Here is a 23175-nt window from a genome sequence, read left to right as displayed (position 1 = left end):
TACCCCCCCATGCCAAAACCAAACGACCTTGTTGAATTGAGTTATCTGAACGAAACTGTCTCGGATACGTCTTTTCTTGGGCTGATGCGTTTATTAGAATCTGCTCGCGCATTCAATCAGCAGCACGGTATTACTGGCATTTTGTTCTATGACAACCAGCAATTTGGACAAATCATCGAGGGTGAACGCGCCAACACTATGAAAGTCTGGAAGCGTATTCAGGAAGACAAACGGCATCACCGGATCGAGTTGCTGGAAATTCGTGAGATCACGGAACGAACTTATCCTGAGTAGCTATTGCGGTTTTATAGGGGCGAAACCCTCATTCGTGACTATCCAGTATTAGCAGGAATGGTCGGCGGTATGGACAAACATAGTTTGTCTCTACTCAATAAGATGCGCGAAGCCCAAAGTTAATCACTAAATTCGCGCAATACGCATAATTCAAAACGGTTGCAAAATAGCCCTATTGCATAAATGGAGTCCGTTATGGCGTTTACAGATAAGACCCTTCTGGCTAGTGAAGTCACACCCAAAGCAGTTTTTGAGAATCGCCGCGCATTGATCAAGGCGGCCGCTGCTGGGAGTTTTGGTGCCGCACTGGCGCCATGGTTTTCACGGCAAGCATTAGCCGCCACTCCTGAGAAGTTAAGTGCGTCACTGAATTCAGCTTACGACCCTAAAGAGGAAGCAACCCCATACAAATACGTCACGACGTATAACAATTTTTATGAATTCGGTACCGATAAATCGGATCCCGCGGCTCATGCGGGGAGTTTGCAGACGCGTCCATGGACAATCTCCATTGAAGGTCTGGTAAAAAAGCCAGTCACCTTAGATATTGATGCCTTATTAAAGTTGGCACCCATGGAAGAGCGCATCTATCGGATGCGCTGTGTCGAAGGATGGTCAATGGTCATTCCTTGGGATGGCTACTCTCTTTCAAAACTCATTAACAAAGTAGAGCCACTCGGATCGGCAAAGTATGTGGAATTTATTTTTTTAGAAAACCGCAAACAAATGCCAGGAATTCGGAGCAACATTATCGATTGGCCATACCGTGAAGGCTTGCGAATGGACGAGATGATGAATCCTCTGACTTTGCTGACCTTTGGTCTTTATGGTGAAGTGCTTCCAAAACAAAATGGTGCGCCGGTGCGCATCGTAGTCCCCTGGAAATACGGTTTTAAGAGCGCTAAATCCATCGTCAAAATTCGGTTTACGGAAGAAATGCCCAAGACCAGCTGGAATCCAGTTTGATGCGAGGGAGTATGGCTTTTATTCCAATGTCAATCCACAAGTTGATCATCCCCGCTGGAGCCAAGCTACTGAACGACGTATTGGTGACCCCAAGGGTATGTTTGCGCCCAAAATAAAAACCCAAATGTTTAATGGATATGGCGAGCAAGTAGCTAGTATGTATGCTGGTATGGATCTTAAAAAATATTATTAAGCAGTGGTTGCAGAGAACAAATTACTCGAATCTCATCATGAAAAAGTAATGACTAAAATTCATTCTGCACTCCCTATTTTTTTAGCAGTACTTTTCTGCTATTTGGTAACACTGCTTATGCTCAAACGATTGATGTACCAGTCAAAACGATTTCATCCTTGGATGTTCCACGTTACTTGGGGACCTGGTATGAAATTGCCAAGTTCCCGAACTGGTTTCAAAAAAATGTGTGAGCAATACTCAGGCATTCTATTCATTGCGATCCGATGGCAATCTGAAGGTACTCAATAGTTCAAAATGGCTATAGGGCCAGAGCGTTTTAGCAGATATTCCAAGCCAATCATCATCTTGCCAAACCAGGAGTTTGCTTTGGTGTTCAGAGTTTTAATACCGCTCACCTTATAGATCATGCGCAATTGCAAATGGTCTTGGAGGTTTTCACCAGCGCCTGGTAAATCCGCCATTACCGGAATACCCAACTTCGCCAAATGGGTTGCAGAGCCTATTCTCGAACGCTCCAAGATCTGCACGCTACCAATCGCGCCTGCACTCAGAATGACTTCACCACTCGAACGAATTAAGGATTCAGTGAGTTGACCATTTTTGCGATATTCCACTCCGAGACAGCGTTTTGTCACGGGATCAATTTTGAGCTTGGTCACAATGGCTTCTGTGAGCACTGTTAGATTGCTGCGCTTGGCTGCATCCTTCAAAAATTTTTGCAGTATTGAGTCGCCAACCCTTGCGTTGACTCACATCAAAGTAACCTACACCAAAGTTATCACCGCGATTAAAGTCATCCGATGTGGAATACCTGCCTGAACTACAGCTTCCTTAAATTTATCCATGATGGGCCAACGCAAGCGCTGTTTGGATACCGTCCGCTCGCCAACTTTTCTATGCCATGGGTTGGCATCACTGTGGTAATCCTCAAAAGACTTGTAACGCTGGAGTGCATTTTCCCAAGACCAAGATGCATCGCCAGTGGCCTGCACCCAAGATTCGTAGTCGCCCTCTTGACCACGCATATAAATCATGCCGTTAATCGATGAACATCCGCCCAGGACACGACCACGGGGATACAGCAAAGAGCGGCCGTTTAACCCCTTTTCCGTAACTGTCTTGAAACGCCGAGCCGCGCGAGGGTTATCAATGCAGTACAGATAGCCAACCGGAATATGAATCCAAATATAGTTGTCGCTCTTGCCCGCCTCGATGAGCAATACCTTTTTATTGGGGTTCTCAGTTAAGCGCCTGCAACATACAGCCCGCACTACCGGCGCCAATAATGATGTAGTCGTACGCATTTACTTGAGTCATTGTCTCGGTATTTTTAGTATTCATTCGAATTTATCGCTCTATTATTTACCAAACTTCAACATTGGTCATCAGTACAGCAGACTCTCAATAGCCGTCTAAAATAGCTACATGCATCTAAATGAGAAAAATCGCACTCCCAAGCTAGCCGAGGAAGATGAAGGCCCTAGCAAATCCGAGCTAAAGCGCCAAATGACCGAACGCCAGAAATTGGCTGAAGTCTTAGCGGCTTTGAGTAGCGATGCACTCAAAGCCATACCCTTAGATGAGGCAATCAAGACGGCAATTGCTGAGACTAACAAGATTAAGAGTTTTTGGTTTCTAGCATTCATCGCTGGATACGGTTTATCGCCCCAGAGCAATAACACCACTGCAACCATCCAAGCCAAAATATTGCGCAGCCAAAGCTGCTGGAACGATGACACCAAAATGGTGATGTCAATCACCAGAAGAATGATTCTGGCCAAGCGGTTAACGCCGTCGTTGTTAAACCCTTTAGCCAGAAATGCCAATGCTCCAAGAGCATAAGAGCCAATGAAGTAGATAAAGTAGGCTTCGTAATCCCCAGAGCGATTAAAAAATAACAGTGAACAGACGCCCAGCACACTCAGGATCCAAATGGCTGACTGATAGCGCGGAAAAGTAATCAACAAAACGGCTAGTACTGCGTAGAGTTGCCAATCAATCGCGATATACCAAGCACCCGCAGAAATAGAATCTAGCCCTAAGATGCCCTGTATAAAAAAGAGGTGCGCTAAAAATTGAGAGAGGGTTTCTGATTCACCGACAAACTCATCATTGATCCAGAGGCGCGCAATATAGGCACACGCTATCGTTAGTAGCAACGCAACCGCATAGGGAAAAAACAATCGTAGATAACGATTGAAGATGACTTTTAGAAAATTCGATGCACTAAAGCGCATATTGGCAAGGCGGTTCAAGGATTGCGCTGCAAGATATCCTGCCATTACTAAAAAGATCTGTACGGCATAGCGTTTATACTCAAATAACCATGCCATCGTCAATGGCAGAACCGTATGGGCATCTTTCGCAATTTGTCCGTAGCTCGACAGGTGATGCAGAATAATCAGAAGGGCTGCAAACACCTTCAGAAAATCGATCACTATAAATGGTGCCGTTTTTTTCAAAGCCAACTGATCAATTGAATGAAGTGGATCTTATTTCAATTTCTTTTTACCCATCAAAGAAGCTAGCAACGGATTAGCCTCGGCTAACTCTTTCTTGGATTTTGATTTTGCCTCAGTAGCCCCAGGCTTTGGGGTCTTAGCGGCATTTTCATGCGCTGTGCAGTCGCTAAAGCGAGGATCTTATAGAGATCCGTTTTCTTCATTGCCATGGCGACTACTCTTTACCAATTGTCAGTGACTTGGTGGCAAAGCCCAAGAACAATAATGACCATCCTTGCAATAGCAACTCAATGGCAATCAATAAACCTGGTAACCATAGGCTAGAGGATGGAAAGTTATTCATGATGAGTACACCCATCAAAATAGATATTGCTGCGGATACTGCAAGCCAAAACCACTCAGCAAAATGGCGATGCTGAAATGTTGCGATCAGGCGCAAGAAGCCGGTGACAAAAAGATGGCAGCTAGCCACAAGGTAATCGCCTCTAATGCAGGAATCGGAAACGCCCAGACGTAAATTGCCGCGGCAACATACAGCACCGCAAATACCATTTGGATGCTCACACTCTTCCAACCTGATGACTTAAACGCATGAATACCTTGCAATACTCCGCCAGCAAATAAGAAGATCCCCAAAACATTCACCGAGATCAGAGAGAACAAGACTTGGCCTGCAGTACCGATCATGCCCAAAATAATGAACAAAATACCCAAGCCAATCAGGGCTCCAGGCACTTTGGCTGCCGCACCCAATACGTTTACGCGGATCTCTTGAATTTGATCCACCGATAAATCTGCCATGGTTTTCTCTCTATAGTGAAATACATTAGTACTGCAGAATGGGCTCTACTTTAGCAATAAACACTACCCTCTCAAAAGTGCCAAAAAATGAGCCTTGAGTCGCAAAACCTGTATTCTTGAGTCTTCCGAAGACTCGAGCTTGAAAGATTTACTAAATGGACACCACGCTGACAATCATTCTAGGCATTGTTGCCATGCTACTTTCACTGGTAGTTGGACGTCTTGTATGGAAGCGGTTTGACCGGTGGTTTGGTCGCGGCGATGAAGCCTATATGGATAGCTTGGAATACTTCCTCAAGAAGATTGGCTGACTATCTTGGTTGCCTTTGCACTCTTGTGGCTGGGTATTGGGCTAGTCTTTAACGGCAATGGGCCTAATATCTCAATGATTACTGATCAACTGAAAGCGATTGTTGGTAAAGCAAAGTTGAACTTTGCGATATTGGCCAGCATACTCGTCATTGCTATTTTGGGGAAATTCACCAATCCCGAATTCACGAATACGATCTTTGTCACCGCCGATCAATTGGTTTCGGATCTGTATATTGTTTTTATTGCGATTACCTTAGGCGCATTTGTACCAAACTTCAAATGGGTAGTTTTAGGATCGATTGGCGCTTTTATAGGCGCCGTGGTTTTGATTCAAATGAGCATATTTAACTATCTCACTCTAGAATATTTATTCTCCGTGTTGATTGTGACCCTCGGATTTGCAGCAATTGCGAATTTGTATCGGCATTATCGCGAGGCAGGACTCTAGAAAATGATGCGCCAGAAAAGCTAAAGCCCCGATGAAACGGGGCTTTTTTCTACCCCAGCGATTACCAAAATATTATTTGGCTAATGCCCCATAAATCACTGAATTTAATTGCTCCCGATGTACTTTCCGAATCTCGCCGGAAGCAACAGCCATCATCACGACGATCATTTGCTCTTTTGGGTCAATCCAAAAGATGGTTCCGTTGGCGCCATTCCGGGTGAAATCGCCAACGTTGCCATTGATCGCGGAGAGACCGCGCTCCATACGAACGGCCACGCCTAAGCCAAATCCATAACCCACTCGCCCTGGCTCAGTACCACCCACAGTATTTTAATATCTTTATTGAGATGATTCGAGGTCATGAATGCCACCGTTTGCGGTCCCAGTACTTTTTTGCCACTAGGCTGCCACCGTTTAACAGCATTTGACCAAAACGCACATAGTCTCCCGCAGTCGAAAATGCACACGATCCACCGCAATCAAACTTCACCTGTTGGCTCAAAATGTCGACTTTCTGGGGTTTGCCATTCATCGAATCTATTGGCAATGGTTGTACAAAGCGAGCGGAGTTGATTTTTGCCAAATCAAAGGTGGTATCGGACATGCCAACGACATTCCAAACGCGCTCTTGCAATACACCACCCAATAATTTACCCGTGATCTTTTCTTGAATAATGCCGAGGACATCAATCCCAAAGCCATAGTCCCACACCGTTCCAGGCTCATACAGCAATGGCGTGCTGGCCAATTTATCAATGAACTCGGTAGCGCTGTATTTCATGGCGGCGGGAGCAGAACCAGCGGGGTACAGCTTATGTACCGCCGTGTTGCCACGAGCGCCGTATGTTAAGCCGTTGGTATGGCGCATCAGATCTTGCGCAGTGATCGGATTTTTGGCTGGTACGGTTGTCAAATTACCATCGGCATCCACCTTGCCAACTTTCATATCTTTAAATTGCGGCAGCTAATTGGATATGGGTGCATTGAGAGGTAACTTGACCTCTTCATAAAAGGTCAACGCGCCAACCGATGCCATCACTTTAGTCATCGATGCCAGATTAAAAATCGCATTGGTTGTCATCGGCTTATTGCTGGCTTTATCTAAATACCCATATGACTTATAGATGCTGAGCTTGCCATTTTTAGCCACTGCCAATACCGCGCCAGGCATTTTGTTATTCGTAATTCGATCGGCAAAGAAAGCATCTATTTTTTTAATCCCTCCTGATTGAAACCTGGTCCCGGACTCAGCACAAGCGGAGGAGCTGATGCAGCCATCCCAGCTGTCGTTATCCCAAGCCAAAATACTAAGCCAGTGAAGTATTGTTTTTTCATACTGCCTCCCAAATATTATTATTTTAATTTTTTAAATGTACAGCATACGCTAAAAATGATGTTTACTTCCCCGGAAAACGGGACACAACATATCGCGATGCCATATTGGTAAAGTGGCCAGCATCATAGCTTTCAAGCGTATCACCCGTATCCCCAAACCTGGTAATGCAACCATCTGCATTACACAGAATGTTCACGATCGACAAATAATGCACCTTCAACTTTGCAGCCATCTTTGCCATATCCGCATCGATCCCTAAAAAATCTTTATCTTTATTGAAACCAAAACTCATACGATAAGGAATGTTGGGATCTCGATCCGATAGATATTTCAAGTACAACTGCTTATAGAGTCCATCACTCCAAACTGGGGCAGGACCAATTAAGTCAATACTTGTAAATCCAGACTGCTGTAGTTGAATTAAAGTGCCTTCAACTCGTCGCCAGTCATAATCCGTCCAATTGGCTGCGATCACTAGTTTTGCTGGGCGATCCCTCAAGACTCGACGAACGATGTCTGCATTACCAGCTGTGCAGTTCTTGCGATTGGGCAGTTCCATATCCAGAATGGGTGGACAACCATTGTGTCCAACCCTCATGATTTGGTACTGACTGCCATATCGCTCTTCGTATCCAGCGAGCAGGTGCCCGGCATACGAGTCGCCCCACAACAGGATTTCTGGCTTCTGCAGCTCTTCTTGGGTATAACAAACAGCGCCTTCTGGCTTCATCTTTACTGCATCTGGCAATGTGCAATCCACCTTTAAGGGTCCGATAGCCGTATCGGATGCCGATGGATTTTTCATTGCCAAAGTTTGGAGTACGGGTGGGAGCCGAAAGCGAACCTGCGCCAACCTAAAAGTGAGCCCATCTCGTTGATACGTATTAAGGCCGACGTATCCAACCATCATCAGCAGAAAAACCAATATGATCGCCTTCGTTTTATTGAATCGATTAGCGCGGATGGGTTTCTCAAGCAAATAGTAAGTAAGCGTTGATAGTGCTATAGATGCCAAAACAATCAAAATACGAATTTCTGCCTCAGGCATCTGACCTTGCAGAATATGTGCAAATGAGAGTAGCGGCCAGTGCCACAAATACAGCGGGAAACTTATCAGCCCGATCCAGACCATGAGCCGATTGGATAAAACCATTCGGTTAACCCAAGCGCCCTCTCCTGCAACGATCAATAATGCGGCTCCCATGGCAGGCAGTAAAGCCCAGAAACCAGGGAACGCAGACTCTTTAGTGATCAACAGTGCGCCGACTAGCAAACACATGACTCCAACAATCGAAATCCCGTTGTTTCCTACGAGACGATGCAATGCCTTGAAAGCGCCACCTGGATAGCGATCGACAAGACCCTTTTGGTTCAGCATCATGTAAGCCAATATTGCGCCAACCATTAACTCCCAAAAGCGCGTGATTGGTGAATAAAACGCCGTGGTGAAATTTGCTACGCGGTGCACTTCATAGACATTCGCTACAAAAGACACTAAGCCAATGAAGCAACCTACTTTGAGCAGGTTCACTCGCTTCTTCCATGCTAGGAAAATAATGATGGGCCAAACGAAATAAAACTGCTCTTCAATACCAAGAGACCAAAGATGTAAGAGCGACTTGGTATCGGCCGCGTTATCAAAATATCCGCTCTCACTCCAGAGCACTAAATTAGCAACGAATCCTGCACCGCCAGCAATATGCTTTCCTAACTGGGCAAATTCATCTGCCAATAAATTAAACCAGCCAAATGCAAAACAAAAGAGGAGCACTATAAACAGTGCTGGAAAGATACGCTTAATGCGACGCGCATAAAACTGAAGAAAACTAAAAGAGTCGACTGTTAACTGCTTATAGATAATGGTTGAGATCAAAAATCCAGAGATAACAAAAAAGACATCTACCCCTATAAAACCGCCCGTTAGCAATGATGGAAAGGCGTGATAAATCACAACCATCAAAATTGCCACCGCTCTTAATCCATCAATGTCAGGACGATACTGAAGATGGCCTACACCAGTCGAAGTGATACTTTTGGAATCAGCCAAACTGGGGGATGCGGGTGATTGGGTTTTGGACACTAGGTTGAGTGGGCTATGTATGCGATATGAAGCGCTTGTCTGCATGAAATGCGCTATCCGCCACTATAAACCTACACAAGGAGCGAATGGGTATTGGTTGCAGGAAAATATGCCAATCCATTTATATCTAAATGTGTATAAAGGGTAAATATTTGATTATTTTGAGATATATTGAATTTCCATGATAATCATGGTCTATGTATAAATACAACCATATTGACCAAACCCTGGTAAATCAACGGGTTGCTGGTGATGAATACGTTGATCACGCCCTGTTTGTGAATTACTCCGCCAGTGGTCAACCTTGCATCCTGAGTTTGCGCACCTACCGCGCAAATTTAAATTTGCCATTAATGGCGCCAAAGAAGACCGCACGATCTTGCTTTGCCATGACATCGGCATTGAGCTGAAGAAAAATCCAGCAATTCATAATGGCGAGTTAACGGCTGATATCTATGCAGGCGGCGGTATGGGTCGTACGCCCATCTTAGGATCACTTATCAAGCAAGCATTGCTTTGGCAGTTGCTGCCGAGTTATCTGACTGCCCTACTGCGTGTGTATAACCGCTTTGGCCGCAGAGACAATCTCTATAAGGCCCGCATCAAGATCTTGGTTAAAGCACTCGGACCTGAAGAATTCGCCCGCCAAGTAGAAGGCGAGTGGTTGCACATTCAGAATGGTGATGACAATTTCACGCAAGCAGAATGGGATCGTGTAGCAAAGCATTTCACGAAACCCGCTTATAAGAATTTGCCAGCGTTAACGAATGAGCAAGTCATCAATCTTGCCAATGATGCAGACAAGGCGGCGTTTGCAAGATGGTTGGAGCGCAACGTTAAACCGCATCAAGTTTCAGGTTATGTCAGCGTGGTGTTGTCACTTAAACCGCATGGTTCGGTTGCTCCTGGCGATGCCACTACTGCACAAATGTTAGCGATTGCAGATTTGGCAGAGCAATACAGTTTTGGTGAATTGCGCTCAACGCATGAGCAAAATCTGGTGTTAGCTGATGTCGAGCAAGCCAAACTCTATGAACTTTGGCAAGAGGCGATAATGAATGGCTAATCTGGAGTGGTAGCCTCGACGAGGGTGGCCTGCCTGATCTAGAGCATGGCAAAAGCAAGGTATTAGTGCCTTTACCTGGTGGATCAGTCATCACCAAGAGGCGGATATTCAGGCAAAAGCCAAAGCTGGACAGATTGGCGTTTGGTTTGCAGCCGATGATGACATTTTGAAACATGCAGATCTCATTGAAGAAGGCAAAAAAGTTTGGTCTTTAGTGGCGGCGCACTTTCTAATCTTTCGAGATGGTAGAAGTTTTAGTACCGCAGCCCTATTGCGTGATCGCTTTGCCTGGACCGGTGAAATCCGTGCTATCGGCGACGTGCTGATTGATCAACTGTTGCAAGGAGCTCGTGTTGATTTTGATAGTTTTGCATTGCGCCCCGATCAAAAGACGGATGTCGCATTAAAGCAATTTGATTTGTTTTCAGTGACCACCCAAAATAGTTGGCGCGGCAAGAGAACATCGCTGCAACCAAATTGATGTCAACGAATCTTAAGAAGCTTTAGGTAATCAAACGATCATGGCAACGACACCTACTTCGCTTGGTAAGGTATATCTGGTAGGCGCCGGCCCTGGCGCCGCAGATCTGATTACCGTGCGTTGTGCCAAACTATTGGCAAAAGCGGATGTTGTTTTGCACGATGCCCTAGTTGACCCTGAAATACTTACCTCTGCCCCCAAGCCGAGAAAATCGCCGTAGGCAAGCGCTGTGGAAAGCTGTCTCCCGCGCAAGCGTTTATTAATAAACGCTTAATCGATGCTGCACAAAAATACCAAACGGTTGTACGTCTCAAAGGCGGCGACCCAATGCTCTTTGGTAGAGCCGATGAGGAGATTCAAGCACCCAAGGATGCTGGTATTGAGGTCGAGGTTGTACCCGGTATCACGGCTGCACTTGCGGGTGCAGCGAGCCTACAACAATCCCTCACACTGCGCGGCATCAGTCGAAGTGTTGCATTTATTACCTTAGCATAAGCAACTGACGGTCAAAACAATTCAGTATCGGCAACTCAGCCTATCAGCAATCCCAGTGCAGATACCTTGGTGTATTACATGGGGCGTAAATATGCGGCCAAAATTGCACAGCAACTGATTGATCAACGCACACATCACACAACAACGACACCCGTAACATATTAGAAGCGGTTAGCACCAAGTGGGAACGTCTATGGAGCAGCACGCTCGGCGAGCTCGCACAAGGAAAGGCAGATTCATGGTTTGATCAGAACTCACCAGCCCTCATTATGGTTGGTGAAGCCTTAAGAAATGCAGACGATCAATCAAAGAACGCGAGCCCCGCAATCGATAATCGCCTGCAAGACTGCGAGATCCTCGCCAACGGCCGGCGTCGTGCTTAAAGCAACTTTCGGAAATTTCTGCTGACACTCTTTGAGCAGTAACGGAAAGTCATTCCGTAAATGACCGCCCTGACCAAAAAAGACGGGAACGATAGTAATTTGTGTTACGCCCTTTCCCCCCAAAGCAGCGATCGCCTCTTCCAGAGAGGGTTGCATCATTTCTAAAAACGCTAACTCTGCCAAAACATCTGGATGCTGATCTTTCCAAAGGCTTTCCAACCATTCAAAAACTTGCTCCATTAACGCTCACCGGCGCAACGATGGGTGGTGCATTGGGTCTGAAGGCTTTCACAGTAGCCATTATTGGTGGCTTATCAAGCGGTCTCGGAATTATTGTGGGTGGCCTGATTTTAGGAATTGTAAAAACCGCTACCGGTTTTTACATCTCCACTGGATACAAAGATGTTTCAGGTTTGATTTTTTTATTGCTTGTGTTGGCATACAAACCATCCGGTCTCTTCGGCAAATCTGCAATTAAGAAAGTTTAATGATGAAATTGAAGTCTCTACTACCTCTATTAATTGCGATTGCTGCGCTGATAGTGTTGCCGTTGGTGATTCATAACCCGTATTACATTCACTTAGTTGAAACCATTCTGATCTACACTGTTTTGTTGTGCGGATTGGATATTGTGGTTGGTTATGTTGGTCAAGTTTCATTGGGTCACGCAGCACTCTTTGGAATCGGCTCATACACAGCGGGTGTTTTGTATTTCCACTTTGGTTGGACTATCTTGGGAACGTTGCCTGCAGCAATCATCGTGAGCTCGATCTTCGGCGGTATTTTGGCCCTGCCTGCGTTGAAGGTGATCGACCCTATCTGGCGATGGTGACCCTAGCATTTGGAACCATTACGCAGATTCTGATTAACGAGATGACCTGGATGACTGAGGGCCCTCTGGGTATCAAGATTCCAAAGCCCGAACTCATGGGCGTACCCATGACTAAAGCGGAGTATTTCTGGATGGTATCAGCGATTTTGATCATGTCTATGATCGTTGTTGACCGTTTCGTTAAATCTCAAATTGGTCGTGCGTTCGAAGCATTGCGCGATAGTCCTATTGCTTGTGACTGTATGGGTGTGTCGGTATACCGCTTCAAAGTGATCGCATTTGTGATCAGTGCTGCATTTGCTGGTTTAGCCGGTTGCTTGTATGCCTACTCTGAGCAGTACATTTCTCCGAACACCTACAACAATGAGCTCGCAGTTTTGTTCTTGCTTGGCATCATCATGGGTGGACGCAAGTCACGTTTGGGTGCATTGTTGGGTGCGGCCATTATTGTGTTGCTACTAAAACTCCTCGACGATATTTTCTTATTCCGTATCGTTGCTTCTATCATTGCTCTCACTGTACTGGCCGGTGCTGGCTTGGCATTGTCAAAGCAATTAACCACCCCAAGACGGGTTGCGATTCCGATTGCAGGTGTGGTTGGTTTGGCTGCATTCTCATTCTGGCTTAACGTCATCTCTGACTGGCGTTTAAGTATTTTCGGTTTCATGATTTTGTTGGTGGTTTACTACCTACAAAACGGTATTGTTGGCTTTGTGAAGAGCTTCTCAAGGTCGATTCGATCCTCATGCAGTTTGGTGGCTTGAAAGCGCTGAACAACGTTGATCTGAGTATTAAGCGCGACACCATTCATGGCTTGATTGGACCAAGCGGCTCTGGTAAGAGCACCATGATGAACGTACTCACTGGTATTTATAAGCCGACTACAGGTAACGTTCTTTATGCTGGCGAGACAGTGGTTGGTAAGACATCCTCGGATATTGCTTTGTCTGACATCGCGCGTACTTTCCAAAACGTGCAGCTTTTCGGTGAGATGACAGCAATCCCGACGCATGGTCCAGCTGCCAAACCCAAAGATGATCCAGCAGTAAAAGCTGCTTACTTAGGTGGTGCTGGCGGTCACTAATCTAGTGCAAGCTCATCCAATCAAAAGCCCTTAGCAATAAGGGCTTTTTTATTCTGGATAACTTAAGAATGAAAGCCTTTAAATAGTAGGCTGATAGCAACAGCGAATGCGGTGATGGCAAAGAGTTGCTGCAATCTGGGGCCACTTAATTTCTTGCCAATCGATCTGCCCACCAATAATCCTGCTAGTGCTCCAGTAGCAAATGGAGTGGCTATTGCCAAATCAAATTTTCCTGAAATTACTGAAAACAATGTGCCACCACTGGCCACAATCGCTAGGACCCCAAGTGAGGTGGCCACAACCGATTTAGTAGGGAGGTCGGTGTAGCGCTTGAGTGCAGGAACAATGGCAAATCCACCACCTACGCCTAGAAGCCCTGAGAGCAGTCCCGCAAGACCACCAGAAAACATTAACGCTCTAGCGCAGGGAACGTTCCAGGCCAGTTTGCCAACAGACTTATCCAGCAAGCAGGGTGGAGGCGGTTTGTTATCAAAATCTGCAATGCCATGGATTGCTTTATGAGCCTGCCGATAGAGTCGAATAGAAACGTAAAACAAAATCGTGCTAAAGATGATTAAGAGTGGACCGTTTGGAATTTTTCCAGCCAGCCAGAGACCAATCGGCGAGAACAGCAAGCCAAATATTGCCATTAAGCCTGCTGCTTTGTAACGCAGAATATTATTTTTAAATCCCAGTAGTGCGCCAACCCCGGCGGCGAGCGCGATTGCAGACAAAGAGATTGGAGCTGCCTCTGCGACGGGAAGGTGTAATGCAAAAACCAGTAGGGGCACGGATAAAATGCCACCGCCAGCACCAGTTAAGCCCATCAAAATACCGACTAAGATGCCAAGGGAGGGGCTAATCAATATCGAGAAGTCCATTGCATGGCATTTTATCGTGCGAATGCTTAGAAGCCGCCGCTTATTTGGAGTTCATTTTTGATACCGATAAAAGATGGCGTGCCAGACAAAAATAACCATAAATAACAAACCAATACCCCAATGAATATTGACGGTGATATCTCGTATAACCTCAGGCCCATAGTACAACAGTGCGCCGGAGCCTATCAGAAGGCCTAGAAAACTGAGTTGGCCAAAACCACTGATACGTTTACGTCCCGACTTAAAGCCCGCCTTCAGATGAAACGGCAGAACGGAGCCAAGCGCCAAGATGGCGAGCATGGCAGCCACTCCGTGAGTGGCCAAGATAGTGTGAGAGCCTAGAATGGAACGATATATACGAAAAGCCTAGAACGGAACGATATATACGAAATTGATGTCCGAGGAGATAGGCGCTGCCACTGACAGAACAAGTCAATAGCCCTAAGGTCACAAACCATTTTTGCCGGTTGGGCATTTTTCCTAGGCGACTCATGCTGCGATTTGTATTGCTTGGGCTGAGAAATGACGAAAGCAAGGATGGTCAACTTGCTTGGTAATCGCTAAGACCTTGGTTAATGCATCCGCATAAACACATTCTTTTGCTAGGATGGAATACGAAGCATTCGATTGAATGTGCACCTCAGTTGCATCTTGAGCGATCGGGTTGATGAGATATAGCTTGATTGCTGATCGCGATGGGCGAAATAGAGGCTGCTTGTTGCCATGGCGCTATCTTGCAGCACACCTAGCTCTAAAAGCTCAATGGGATTTTTAGGGTTACGAATATAAATAGGCTTGCTGTAGTCTCCGAAAACTCTTAAATCGCCACCTGCATTGACGATACCTGCGGAAACTCCCTCCGAGATCAAAATCTTGACCGCCATATCTACAGCAAATCCTTTGGCAATTCCGCCGAGATCCAAGCAAACGGGTCGAGATGCAGTGATTAATTCCGACGTGAGGAAGTGAATATCCTCAATACCGCCTAAATCATGATTGCCAATAGTCAATGTGTCTCGGCAAAAGGCCAGCAGCTACCAAGCAATGACCAATCCCGCAATTGAATACGCCGCGGGAGTGTCGATGAACCTGCTTGGCAATTCGTAGCACTTGCCCAGTCCACGGATGAATATCTACCGCCTGAGTGTGAGCGTGTTGGTTGATTCGACTCAGCTCGCTTTCTGGATGATGAAATCCCATTAATTCCTGAATCTGTTGGATCGCTGAGAAAGCATGCTCTATTGGGGCTTGATCTTGAGTGGAGTCAATCGCAATTTCTACGAATGTTCCCAGAAGAGGCTTGCAGCGTGTCATAGCGCATTACTCATTTCGTTTTAGCGGGAAATTTAAGTGCTAAGTCATAGAGCACAGTAATGCGTTTCACGCCATCGGTAAGGTGTTTGCACGAAAGCGTGGCGCCCCCAATATTTTGGATATCCTGATTGAGTTTGATGGGGTCGGAGATCGTTTTTCCGATAAATTGTTTTCGCCATTGCGCTTCAGCAACTTCGTAGCCATAGGACTCCACGTATTCCAGGATCTCAATCCCGAGAATGCCTCCTTTGGGACTCAGGGCAACGGCATAGGTAATTATTTGGTGTTTGCCAACGACTTCATCCACAACAAACCAACCGCCATCAGCAGTTTTCCAAATGCGATCACCCTGAAATGGGTGTCGAATGCTCGATGCTGAGCGCATCTTTTCCTGTAAATCATTTGTAATGATGATGGACGACTTTGTGAGAACTTTATTTGGGAAAAGAATTTGCTGAGCTTGTTCAGTGGAGACATAAATTTTGACTTGCGAAAAAATTGGTGTCGTTAATATGGCTAGCCCAGCAATAAGGTGCGGACTGGATTTCCAATAATGCATAGCGAGTCTTTATTTCGTAAGGCCGTTCAAAAGAAGTTGCTTTAGTTCAGTGGAAAGCCTACTTTGAGGATGAATTCATTGACTGAATGGCTGTCCCACACACGGGCGTTGGAGCATTCGGCTTCGCCGCCGCCCATACAGGTGCCGCCAGCCAGTTGATAGCGCCATGCGCCTGTTAGCCACCAGTCTTTTTCTGCATAGTGAAAGTTGGGTCCAATAAAGGTTGCGCGTTGGACTTGGTTGCGTAAATTCAGTTCGGAATAGTCGTTATGAAAACGGGCCTCAACGCCTGCGGACCACTTGGGTGCAAATCGATAGCTAGCGCCTACCAAAAAGTCGAGCATGGATTCTGGGACATTATTGTTCTCAATAAATTTGAGACGTTCATTCGCAACCACAATGTTGCCTGCCAGCACCAAGTGATCATCAATAAAGTTCGATTGAAGGAGTAAGCGTGCCTCAAGCTCATCTTTATTTCTACCCCAAGTTGGTTCGAGGTATAAGCCGACACCAACTGGTGAAGTTACGGGATTCGTGATGCGGTAAATCACTTCCAGTGATCCGCCCTCGATCCCGCCGCGTCGATATGCAGTTGATGGATCATGTGATGATGGCACGCCATATCCACCCGTACAGGTTGGTGTATCACCACAGGCCTCTGGGTTGGTGTAGTTCTGGTTAGCGCTGGTGTAATAAGAGTTGATATAGCCAGCCAGTTGCAAATCATTTGTAAGACCATATCAAGCTCTGTTCTAGCAGTCCAAGCGTTTTTGGAATTCACTTTAATAGGGCAGCAGCTGTCATCACCTAACCGGATTGGCAATATCCACACTGAGGCACGTCTAAAGCAATCCATGCTTTTTGAACAGGATGGCTATTGTCTTTTGACAGAGATTCAATGGTTGTAATTTTGGCCGCGCCCACTGCAGAAACCGGAATAGAGCAAGAACGTACTGGTTCGCCATTCAGATAAACGGTACAGGCGCCACATTGGGCAACACCGCATCCGTATTTCGTTCCAGTTAAACCGACTACCTCTCGAATCGCCCACAACAAGGGCATATTGGGTTCAACATCAATATTGTGGGTTTGCCCATTGATATTTAGCTGCATACTGCCTCCTTTGTTTTAGTTTTAAATGACTATAAATTATTCTGAATTTTTTGCAGGTGCACATCCTAAACTTGGGATATTTCTATCCTAAGTAGGCCTTATTTGCTATTCTGAACGCCCAATCAAGGACATTTATGACAAACGAACATCAAACCCAAAACGACGAAGATTTTGATTATGGGTGCGAATGCGCCATGACCTTGCTCAACGAGCCTACTGAGGATTGCCTAAATGACGTCATGGACGAACTCGATGAGGATGGCATGATTCCGACTGAAATCGTTTATGGGTTATTGGCAACCATTTTGATGAGCCTCAATGAAGAGGATCATGAGGGTGAAGAGTATTAATCGTCAAGGTTGCAGCTGGAGCGCAAAACGATCCATTGCCTTTGCTAACTGAATATCGAGTTCAGTGAGCGCCTTTGCTGAATGCGTAGTTAGGCTGACAGTTACCCTGTTCCAAGAATTTTGCCAATCTGGGTGGTGGTCAATCTCTTCTGCATATTGCGCGCAGAGCGTCATGAACGCAAAGGCTTGCTTAAAATCCTGGAAGACAAATTCACGGCTAATTTGAATACCTGACGGCGCAAGACGCCATTGGAGAATGGCACCCCTAAAGTCAAAATTAGCATCTAATATGAATCGGCTCATTTTGGATCAACACTTTGTGATAACTGTTGTAAATCTTGGGGATAGAGCCAGCACCATTTACCCCCTTCCAGATCTGCAGGCATAACGTAGGCACCAATTTCAACGCGATGCAACTTAGCCACATGGTTTCCGACCGCAGCCATCATTCGCTTTACCTGATGATAGCGACCCTCAACAATGGTCATCGCTAGAATATTTTCCGATACTTGCTTGCAAGCCGTTGCATAGCAAGGCCGAGGGTCATTTTCCAAGACAACGCCATTCATTAAATGATCAATTTGAGCCTGGGTAATGGGCTCGGGCGTAGTGATCTTATATACCTTGCCAATATTTTTTGGGCGTGGTCATTTTATGGATAAATTGCCCATCATCGGAAATCAATAGCAACCCTGCAGTGTCGCAATCCCGCCGTCCAACACACTGCAAGCCGCGCTCAATCAATGGGGGTGGTAATAAGCTATATACACTTGGGTGATGCGTAGTTTTGTGCGAGCACTCGTAGTTCGGTGGCTTATGAAACGCGATATAGGCTTTCTCGTGATACTCTCAATCTTGGCCATCCACATTGAGCATTAAACCCTCGGTAGAGATCCGCTCCTCTGGGTCTTCAGCCAATACACCATTCACCTTAACTAAGTCGGCATACACGAGATCACTGCAATAACGACGCGTTCCGAATCCCTGACTAAAGAGGATTTTTTCGAGGGAAATGGGTTTTGCCATAGTCGCAAAGGATACTACAGGGAAGGTATTTTCGTGTGCTCATGAACCACCAAACAATTCATTATCATTGAGAAATACAGAACCAATGAATTAATGCCTGATGCTCTCCAAACCACAGCCCTGCTCACTGCTGCACACTCGCGAAATTACCTTTCAGGGTTTTGCCAGGGAAGATGGTCTTTGGGATATTGAAGGGCATCTTCGTGATTACAAGACAACGCCCTTTGTCACAGGAACCACAACCTACCAACCGGGTGAAGCTTTCCATGACAAGTGGGTGCGCCTGACTCTCAATAGTGAGTTAATTATTCAAGGCATAGAAGTTGCGATGGATGGACATCCTCATCCTGAATGCCCCCATGTTATTCCGCCCATGAATGCACTCATTGGAGAACAATTGGGCAAGGGGTGGCGCAAAACCATTCAAACGCACTTAGGCGGAATTGCAGGCTGCACGCATTTAAGAGAGCTCTTAAATAATCTAGCGACAGCAGCTTTTCAAGCGATACCCGGGGCCCTAATGGATATCGATGGAAATCAGCCTCCCCTGTATTTAGGCACATGCAAAACTTGGGACTTTAATGGTCCAACCGTGATGCGCATCTATCCCAAATTCTACAAATGGAAGAAAAATCCATAATCCAGCTATTTACTGCACCGGACGTAAGCCAGAACTCCTGAATACTTGATTGCCGAACGGGGATTGCAGTAAACCAATAAACGATGCCAGCTTGTCTTGATCCCGATTCTTGCAATATAACGAATATCGGGTTGCCAATTCATATTCGGGGGGAAATGGCCCAACAAGTGCACTTCGATCTGCCTGAATAACCTCACTCATTTGCGCGATTCCTATCTCGACTTTTTTTGCCAAAACCAGTTTCATGGTCTCGACGCCATCGCTTGCCAGTATGGATTTTTTTAATACCTGATCTTCAATGCCGAGTTTTTTAATCACCTGCTGAAAATGACGGCCCACGGTTGCGCCTCTCTCGGGGTCCGAGAATGCAATCGACTTTGCTTGTAATAAACATCGGTTAATTGCTGCGAGTTCTTAATAACTGGCTTTACCGTATTTGAAGAGGAAATTCCTGCAAGAGTATCTACCAATGGTGTTGCGCTATTCATCGGAAGAGTGCCGGCTTTGATGGCGTTGTCCATGCGAACTTTGGTGGTGATTAAGCAAGTACTTTTAGTATCCTCGAAAATTTTTTTTCTGCAGCTCCTGCGGTATCAAAATCATTCACGATTCGATATCCAGACTGATTACGATTAAAAATTTCCGAAAGATTTGTCAAAGGAGCCTTGACGCCTGCCGCCGAATAAAAGCGATACTCAACGGCATGCGTTCCCAAAGAGACGAATAAAAGCCCTAAGGCTAGCAATACGCGCATCGATCTTAAACGATTTTCACTACCAAATCCGGTAAGCCGGCAATCGTACAGCGTACTACATCGCCTTTGACAACAGGACCAACATTCTCAGGAGTGCCGGAATAAATATGTCGCCAGGGAATAATTCATTTGCCTCGGATAGCTTTGAAACCTGTTCAGCCACCGACCAAATCATTTGACTCAAATCAGCGCTCTGTTTAGTTACGCCATTTACCGATAGCGCAATAGCACCCTTCTGGAAATGACCAATTTTATCTACGGTATAGATTGGGCCGATTGGGGCAGAGTAATCAAACGACTTACCAATTTCCCAGGGCTTCTTTTGATCTCCCATAAACCGCTGTAGATCTCTACGAGTCATATCGAGACCTAGCGCATAGCCGTAGCACCAGTCACTAAAACAGTATGTTCCATATATCCCCTTATTAAACCTGATCCATTAAATTCATTCCATCGCACAGGGCAGCTCCGGATTTAACCAGAGCTTGTAGCAGCCATTGAGAAAACTCCTCGTCATCTATATTGAGTTGATACGCTGCGCTCTTTAAAGCGGGTGTATTCAAAATCTACTCTTTAACCTCACTCAATTCTTTTATTTGCCACTCAATTAGCTTGTACTTCAAAAGCACCTTAGCTCCATGGCGAGCATTTCGATCAGAATTGGATGCCAAGTAGTCTAATCGAGAGAGCGCTGTAGCGATGGATTTTGTAACATCGGTGAAGATTTTGCCGTGACCCGGAATCACTACCGAGATTTTTAGATTTTCAATAAGATCCAGGGTTTGCGCCACCTCTTCAAACCCTGGTTCGCCCCACATCTCAGGAAAGACGACACCAAACCCCTCCTCCCAAAGGGCATCCGCAGAAATCAGAATCCCATGCTCCTCTTGATAGAGCATGACAGGATGTGGATCCTGTCCTGGCGCCGACAATATTGTCCATTGATAGCGCCCCAATTGGATACTCTGACCCGGCTCCAGAACCTCATCGCATTGAAAGCGTGGGCACTCTTGACCAAGATTTTGATAACTCAATCGGTTTTCATCCCAACTCTCTACTGCTGGAGCTTCTGCACTGGGTATCCAAATTTTGCAGTGATAGCTATTGGCTGGTTGCGCATTACCACCACAATGATCAGAGTGCAGGTGGGTATTAACAACCTTATCTAAGTTTTTTAGCTGATGGCGTAGGAGTGCATTTCGAACAAAATCCAATGTCATGCTCTGATGTGAACAATATCCACTATCTACCAGCGATACATCCTCTTCGCCAAAGTGAAAGATATTGTTGGCAGAAAGCCATCCCCACTCGAATACCTCGATCCCTAGTGGTAATGAAAAATAACTCAATGGAATGACTCGATTACTGTGCCGTTTGCGTGGTGAGCTCGAGCTGACGAATATCAAATTGCTGAGCCTGCAGCCGGACCAAGAGCTCATCGTATTTTTTGTCCAACTGTGGTGTCCTAGACAACACCCAAAGGTATTCGCGCTTCGGATCACTCACTGCAGCTACTTGATACTGGGGATCTAAATCGATGACCCAATAATCGCCCCAAACCATGGGCAAAAAAGCGAGCCAAGAAGGTGCGAATCGAACCTCTAGTTTTGGAGAGTCCTTTGCGCCGATCTGCTGCGCCACTCCCTCTGCCTGAGAGATCTCGCCTATGTCAATGGCCCCGTCGCAATTGGGTGCCCTTGCTTATAGCTCTCCTGAGCAACCAAGAGCGAATGTGGAATATCACGTTCAGCCCTTATCTCTTGAGCGCTTTGGCGAAGATTTACATTCTTTTAATGCGTTTACGGCAAGTGTCTGTAATTTGCGACCTACTTCACGAGGTAGCGTGCACATCACGTCAACTGATCCCGAGGCGCCTCCAGCGATTGCACTGAATTATTTATCAACTGATGAAGATAAAAAAGTGGCAGCAGAGTCCTTGCGCTTAACTCGTAAGATTATCGAGCGATCTGCACTAGCACCTCATGCACCTGAAGAATATAAGCCTGGCGCGCAATACCAAAGCGATGAAGAGTTAGTAAAAGCTGCGGGTGATATTGGCACAACGATTTTTCATCCGGTAGGCACTTGCAAGATGGGGCGCGATGATGACCCCGGCGGTATTGGATTCGCAATTGCGTGTGCGCGGTATTCAGAATTTACGTGTAGTGGATGCATCCGCCATGCCAACCATTACTTCGGGTAATACGGCAGCCCTAACGATGATGATTGCGGAGCGTGCCGCAGAATTGCTCACGCGTGAATAATCTTCCAGCAAAGGATCATCAGGGTTATCATTTACCGCTGAGCCATTTGCTATTGGCACTGGCGATTGTGGCAGTTTGGGGCACCAACTTTGTGGTGATCAAAATTTCTCTAGAGAGTTTTCCGCCATTTTTGTTTGCTGCTTTGCGTTACATCTTTGCCTTTTTGCCTGCTGCATTCTTTTTGCCTAGACCAAAAGTATCTTGGGTCAACCTTTGCGTTTATGGCCTAGCAGTTGGAGTGGGGCAGTTTGACGTGTTGTATTTCGCCATTGATGGCAATATCTCCCCGGGCTTGGCATCGCTGGTAATTCAGACCCAAGTCTTTTTTACGATTGGCTTTGCCATGCTGTTTGCAAAAGAGGGTTTGAAGCTCTATCAAGCCATTGCTGTGGCGATAGCAATGATCGGGTTGGCTATTATTGCAACGCACACCGATCGGACAACTACGTTCTTGGGCTTAGCCTTGGTGGTCTTTGCTGGCTTTTCTTGGGGAATCGCGAACACCACTAGTCGCCGTGCCGGCACAATCAATATGCTTGCTTATGTCGTTTGGGCCAGTGTTTACGCCATACCCCCCATTAATTGCGCTGGTGCTGGTCTTTGAGGGTAGTTGGTCAACCATTCAGGAATCGGTCAGTAATGCGCCTCTTGGTGCATGGCTTGGGGTGCTATGGCAGTCCTGGGGCAATACCCTGTTTGGTTATGGTGCATGGGCTTGGTTGCTATCCAAGCACCCTGCAGCGGTAGTCGCACCCGCTCCGTTACTCGTTCCGATTTTTGGCATGGGCGCCTCAGCGTTTTTCTTGGATGAATCTTACCCCCATGGAAAATCATGGCGGCAGGGTTAGTGATCACCGGCTTGATGGTGAATTTGTTCTGGCCCAGCATACGGAAAATACTGTCCAAATAGCCCACTCAACACGCTAATGTAAAACCCTAATAGCAGCCCCTTTTTTTGCTTTGGCAATCACGGTAAGATAATCGTTCGTCAGTTGTAGTAAATATAAAAAAGTTTTATTTCATTCGCATTTTTAGTCA

General features: G+C 46.1%; 28 protein-coding genes and 12 pseudogenes. 16 read left to right on the top strand and 24 right to left on the bottom strand.

The window, feature by feature from the left end; all coding sequences use genetic code 11:
* Window positions 1-9 precede the first annotated feature (9 nt).
* From BQ1619_RS09485 to BQ1619_RS10555, 3 genes and pseudogenes are all read left to right on the top strand, one after another.
* Window positions 10-294 carry a BLUF domain-containing protein gene (locus BQ1619_RS09485; RefSeq protein WP_269460091.1) on the top strand — a complete coding sequence of 95 codons (285 nt, stop codon included), beginning with the start codon at window positions 10-12 and terminating at the stop codon, window positions 292-294.
* A gap of 195 nt (window positions 295-489) precedes the next feature.
* Window positions 490-1453 (top strand): annotated as a pseudogene (msrP, locus tag BQ1619_RS01655) (protein-methionine-sulfoxide reductase catalytic subunit MsrP).
* 158 nt (window positions 1454-1611) lie between these two features.
* The gene (locus tag BQ1619_RS10555; RefSeq protein ID WP_415066237.1) at window positions 1612-1686 is read left to right on the top strand and encodes a lipocalin family protein; all 75 of its coding nucleotides are present in this window, start codon (window positions 1612-1614) and stop codon (window positions 1684-1686) included.
* A gap of 51 nt (window positions 1687-1737) precedes the next feature.
* Here BQ1619_RS10555 and BQ1619_RS09480 read toward each other — a convergent pair.
* Window positions 1738-2760 (bottom strand): annotated as a pseudogene (locus BQ1619_RS09480) (GMC family oxidoreductase).
* Window positions 2761-2881: 121 nt separating this feature from the next.
* On the opposite strand from BQ1619_RS09480, the pseudogene BQ1619_RS10385 reads away from it, so the two are divergent.
* Window positions 2882-3022 (top strand): annotated as a pseudogene (locus tag BQ1619_RS10385) (ribosome biogenesis factor YjgA); the annotation flags it as partial.
* Window positions 3023-3099: 77 nt separating this feature from the next.
* Here the strand turns inward: BQ1619_RS10385 and BQ1619_RS01635 are convergent.
* The 3 genes and pseudogenes from BQ1619_RS01635 to BQ1619_RS08905 all read right to left on the bottom strand — a co-directional run.
* Window positions 3100-3894: pseudogene (locus BQ1619_RS01635) on the bottom strand (acyltransferase family protein); the annotation flags it as partial.
* A gap of 238 nt (window positions 3895-4132) precedes the next feature.
* The gene (locus BQ1619_RS08910) at window positions 4133-4357 is read right to left on the bottom strand and encodes a hypothetical protein (RefSeq protein WP_197711817.1); all 225 of its coding nucleotides are present in this window, start codon (window positions 4355-4357) and stop codon (window positions 4133-4135) included.
* A complete protein-coding gene (locus tag BQ1619_RS08905; RefSeq protein WP_197711816.1) occupies window positions 4348-4719 on the bottom strand; it encodes a DUF308 domain-containing protein in 372 nt (123 codons plus the stop codon). Before BQ1619_RS08905 ends, BQ1619_RS08910 begins: the two co-directional genes overlap by 10 nt.
* A gap of 155 nt (window positions 4720-4874) precedes the next feature.
* Here BQ1619_RS08905 and BQ1619_RS08575 point away from each other — a divergent pair, with 155 nt between their 5' ends.
* Both BQ1619_RS08575 and BQ1619_RS01625 read left to right on the top strand, forming a co-directional pair.
* On the top strand, window positions 4875-5030 hold the full coding sequence (locus BQ1619_RS08575) for a hypothetical protein (RefSeq protein ID WP_162784575.1): 156 nt from the start codon (window positions 4875-4877) through the stop codon (window positions 5028-5030).
* A gap of 5 nt (window positions 5031-5035) precedes the next feature.
* Window positions 5036-5479, top strand: coding sequence for a hypothetical protein (locus tag BQ1619_RS01625; protein WP_231968420.1), 444 nt, complete (start codon window positions 5036-5038; stop codon window positions 5477-5479).
* Between the two features lie 72 nt (window positions 5480-5551).
* On the opposite strand, the gene BQ1619_RS01620 is transcribed toward BQ1619_RS01625, so the two are convergent.
* The 3 genes and pseudogenes from BQ1619_RS01620 to BQ1619_RS01605 form a co-directional block, all read right to left on the bottom strand.
* The gene (locus BQ1619_RS01620; protein ID WP_114661886.1) at window positions 5552-5803 is read right to left on the bottom strand and encodes a serine hydrolase domain-containing protein; all 252 of its coding nucleotides are present in this window, start codon (window positions 5801-5803) and stop codon (window positions 5552-5554) included.
* Between the two features lie 34 nt (window positions 5804-5837).
* Window positions 5838-6782 (bottom strand): annotated as a pseudogene (locus BQ1619_RS01615) (serine hydrolase domain-containing protein).
* Window positions 6783-6876: 94 nt separating this feature from the next.
* On the bottom strand, window positions 6877-8940 hold the full coding sequence (locus BQ1619_RS01605) for an acyltransferase family protein (protein ID WP_114661880.1): 2064 nt from the start codon (window positions 8938-8940) through the stop codon (window positions 6877-6879).
* A 152-nt stretch (window positions 8941-9092) separates the two neighbouring features.
* On the opposite strand from BQ1619_RS01605, the gene BQ1619_RS09470 reads away from it, so the two are divergent.
* The 4 genes and pseudogenes from BQ1619_RS09470 (at window position 9093) to cobA (ending at window position 11320) form a co-directional block, all read left to right on the top strand.
* The gene (locus tag BQ1619_RS09470) at window positions 9093-9305 is read left to right on the top strand and encodes a hypothetical protein (protein ID WP_231968659.1); all 213 of its coding nucleotides are present in this window, start codon (window positions 9093-9095) and stop codon (window positions 9303-9305) included.
* The gene (locus BQ1619_RS01600) at window positions 9200-9961 is read left to right on the top strand and encodes a hypothetical protein (RefSeq protein WP_231968418.1); all 762 of its coding nucleotides are present in this window, start codon (window positions 9200-9202) and stop codon (window positions 9959-9961) included. Before BQ1619_RS09470 ends, BQ1619_RS01600 begins: the two co-directional genes overlap by 106 nt.
* Before the next feature lie 166 nt (window positions 9962-10127).
* On the top strand, window positions 10128-10442 hold the full coding sequence (locus BQ1619_RS08900; RefSeq protein ID WP_197711815.1) for a DUF934 domain-containing protein: 315 nt from the start codon (window positions 10128-10130) through the stop codon (window positions 10440-10442).
* Window positions 10443-10482: 40 nt separating this feature from the next.
* Window positions 10483-11320, top strand: a pseudogene (gene cobA, locus BQ1619_RS10155) (uroporphyrinogen-III C-methyltransferase).
* Here the strand turns inward: cobA and BQ1619_RS01585 are convergent.
* Complete coding sequence (locus tag BQ1619_RS01585; RefSeq protein ID WP_114661878.1) at window positions 11243-11560, bottom strand: sirohydrochlorin chelatase; 318 nt, start codon at window positions 11558-11560, stop codon at window positions 11243-11245. The pseudogene cobA and the gene BQ1619_RS01585 overlap by 78 nt on opposite strands.
* Here BQ1619_RS01585 and BQ1619_RS01580 point away from each other — a divergent pair.
* A pseudogene (locus tag BQ1619_RS01580) lies at window positions 11551-11808 on the top strand (ABC transporter permease subunit); the annotation flags it as partial. The gene BQ1619_RS01585 and the pseudogene BQ1619_RS01580 sit on opposite strands and share 10 nt — an antisense overlap.
* Window positions 11809-11810: 2 nt before the next feature.
* Window positions 11811-13155 (top strand): annotated as a pseudogene (locus BQ1619_RS01575) (ABC transporter permease subunit); the annotation flags it as partial.
* Between the two features lie 143 nt (window positions 13156-13298).
* Here the strand turns inward: BQ1619_RS01575 and BQ1619_RS01570 are convergent.
* From BQ1619_RS01570 to BQ1619_RS01545, 7 genes are all read right to left on the bottom strand, one after another.
* Window positions 13299-14117: a sulfite exporter TauE/SafE family protein gene (locus tag BQ1619_RS01570; protein WP_114661876.1), complete on the bottom strand. Its 819-nt coding sequence runs from the start codon at window positions 14115-14117 to the stop codon at window positions 13299-13301.
* Window positions 14118-14168: 51 nt separating this feature from the next.
* Window positions 14169-14441 (bottom strand): hypothetical protein, encoded by a 273-nt coding sequence (locus tag BQ1619_RS01565; RefSeq protein ID WP_162784573.1) that lies wholly within the window; start codon window positions 14439-14441, stop codon window positions 14169-14171.
* Between the two features lie 278 nt (window positions 14442-14719).
* On the bottom strand, window positions 14720-15127 hold the full coding sequence (locus BQ1619_RS10150; protein ID WP_197711813.1) for an FAD:protein FMN transferase: 408 nt from the start codon (window positions 15125-15127) through the stop codon (window positions 14720-14722).
* A complete protein-coding gene (locus BQ1619_RS10145; protein ID WP_197711811.1) occupies window positions 15108-15431 on the bottom strand; it encodes an FAD:protein FMN transferase in 324 nt (107 codons plus the stop codon). Before BQ1619_RS10145 ends, BQ1619_RS10150 begins: the two co-directional genes overlap by 20 nt.
* A gap of 10 nt (window positions 15432-15441) precedes the next feature.
* A complete protein-coding gene (locus BQ1619_RS01555) occupies window positions 15442-15990 on the bottom strand; it encodes an FMN-binding protein (protein ID WP_114661872.1) in 549 nt (182 codons plus the stop codon).
* Between the two features lie 41 nt (window positions 15991-16031).
* Entirely contained in the window at window positions 16032-16712 is a 681-nt protein-coding gene (locus BQ1619_RS01550; RefSeq protein WP_231968416.1) for a DUF6662 family protein, read from the bottom strand.
* An 85-nt stretch (window positions 16713-16797) separates the two neighbouring features.
* Window positions 16798-17103: a (2Fe-2S)-binding protein gene (locus BQ1619_RS01545; RefSeq protein WP_114661870.1), complete on the bottom strand. Its 306-nt coding sequence runs from the start codon at window positions 17101-17103 to the stop codon at window positions 16798-16800.
* A 134-nt stretch (window positions 17104-17237) separates the two neighbouring features.
* Here BQ1619_RS01545 and BQ1619_RS01540 point away from each other — a divergent pair, with 134 nt between their 5' ends.
* The gene (locus tag BQ1619_RS01540) at window positions 17238-17453 is read left to right on the top strand and encodes a hypothetical protein (protein ID WP_114661868.1); all 216 of its coding nucleotides are present in this window, start codon (window positions 17238-17240) and stop codon (window positions 17451-17453) included.
* Between the two features lie 3 nt (window positions 17454-17456).
* On the opposite strand, the gene BQ1619_RS01535 is transcribed toward BQ1619_RS01540, so the two are convergent.
* Window positions 17457-17756: a 4a-hydroxytetrahydrobiopterin dehydratase gene (locus BQ1619_RS01535; RefSeq protein ID WP_114661866.1), complete on the bottom strand. Its 300-nt coding sequence runs from the start codon at window positions 17754-17756 to the stop codon at window positions 17457-17459.
* Window positions 17753-18479 (bottom strand): annotated as a pseudogene (locus tag BQ1619_RS01530) (pseudouridine synthase). Before BQ1619_RS01530 ends, BQ1619_RS01535 begins: the two are co-directional and overlap by 4 nt.
* Window positions 18480-18579: 100 nt before the next feature.
* Here BQ1619_RS01530 and BQ1619_RS01525 point away from each other — a divergent pair.
* On the top strand, window positions 18580-19119 hold the full coding sequence (locus BQ1619_RS01525) for a DUF2889 domain-containing protein (RefSeq protein WP_114661864.1): 540 nt from the start codon (window positions 18580-18582) through the stop codon (window positions 19117-19119).
* A 9-nt stretch (window positions 19120-19128) separates the two neighbouring features.
* On the opposite strand, the gene BQ1619_RS01520 is transcribed toward BQ1619_RS01525, so the two are convergent.
* The 7 genes and pseudogenes from BQ1619_RS01520 to BQ1619_RS01500 all read right to left on the bottom strand — a co-directional run bounded on the left by BQ1619_RS01520 (window position 19129) and on the right by BQ1619_RS01500 (window position 21514).
* Complete coding sequence (locus BQ1619_RS01520; protein WP_162784572.1) at window positions 19129-19458, bottom strand: molybdate ABC transporter substrate-binding protein; 330 nt, start codon at window positions 19456-19458, stop codon at window positions 19129-19131.
* Window positions 19434-19640 (bottom strand): hypothetical protein, encoded by a 207-nt coding sequence (locus tag BQ1619_RS08570; protein ID WP_162784571.1) that lies wholly within the window; start codon window positions 19638-19640, stop codon window positions 19434-19436. Before BQ1619_RS08570 ends, BQ1619_RS01520 begins: the two co-directional genes overlap by 25 nt.
* Before the next feature lie 17 nt (window positions 19641-19657).
* Window positions 19658-19873, bottom strand: a complete 216-nt coding sequence (locus BQ1619_RS01515; RefSeq protein ID WP_114661860.1) for a hypothetical protein — start codon at window positions 19871-19873, stop codon at window positions 19658-19660.
* A 5-nt stretch (window positions 19874-19878) separates the two neighbouring features.
* Window positions 19879-20258, bottom strand: a pseudogene (locus BQ1619_RS01510) (fumarylacetoacetate hydrolase family protein); the annotation flags it as partial.
* Window positions 20259-20298: 40 nt separating this feature from the next.
* Window positions 20299-20436, bottom strand: a complete 138-nt coding sequence (locus BQ1619_RS08885; RefSeq protein ID WP_197711809.1) for a hypothetical protein — start codon at window positions 20434-20436, stop codon at window positions 20299-20301.
* Window positions 20437-20439: 3 nt separating this feature from the next.
* On the bottom strand, window positions 20440-21222 hold the full coding sequence (locus BQ1619_RS01505) for an MBL fold metallo-hydrolase (RefSeq protein WP_197711808.1): 783 nt from the start codon (window positions 21220-21222) through the stop codon (window positions 20440-20442).
* Window positions 21223-21235: 13 nt separating this feature from the next.
* Window positions 21236-21514 carry a lipocalin family protein gene (locus BQ1619_RS01500; protein WP_231968414.1) on the bottom strand — a complete coding sequence of 93 codons (279 nt, stop codon included), beginning with the start codon at window positions 21512-21514 and terminating at the stop codon, window positions 21236-21238.
* A gap of 22 nt (window positions 21515-21536) precedes the next feature.
* Here BQ1619_RS01500 and BQ1619_RS01495 point away from each other — a divergent pair.
* Together BQ1619_RS01495 and BQ1619_RS01490 are read left to right on the top strand one after the other, a co-directional pair.
* Window positions 21537-22137 (top strand): annotated as a pseudogene (locus BQ1619_RS01495) (GMC family oxidoreductase); the annotation flags it as partial.
* Window positions 22130-23047: pseudogene (locus BQ1619_RS01490) on the top strand (EamA family transporter). The pseudogenes BQ1619_RS01495 and BQ1619_RS01490, both read left to right, overlap by 8 nt.
* Window positions 23048-23175: the final 128 nt, after the last annotated feature.

Source organism: Polynucleobacter necessarius (assembly GCF_900095195.1).
Lineage (GTDB): Bacteria > Pseudomonadota > Gammaproteobacteria > Burkholderiales > Burkholderiaceae > Polynucleobacter > Polynucleobacter necessarius_G.
The sequence above is the reverse complement of the archived record's forward strand: the minus strand, read 5'-3'. Positions and strand labels throughout refer to the sequence as shown.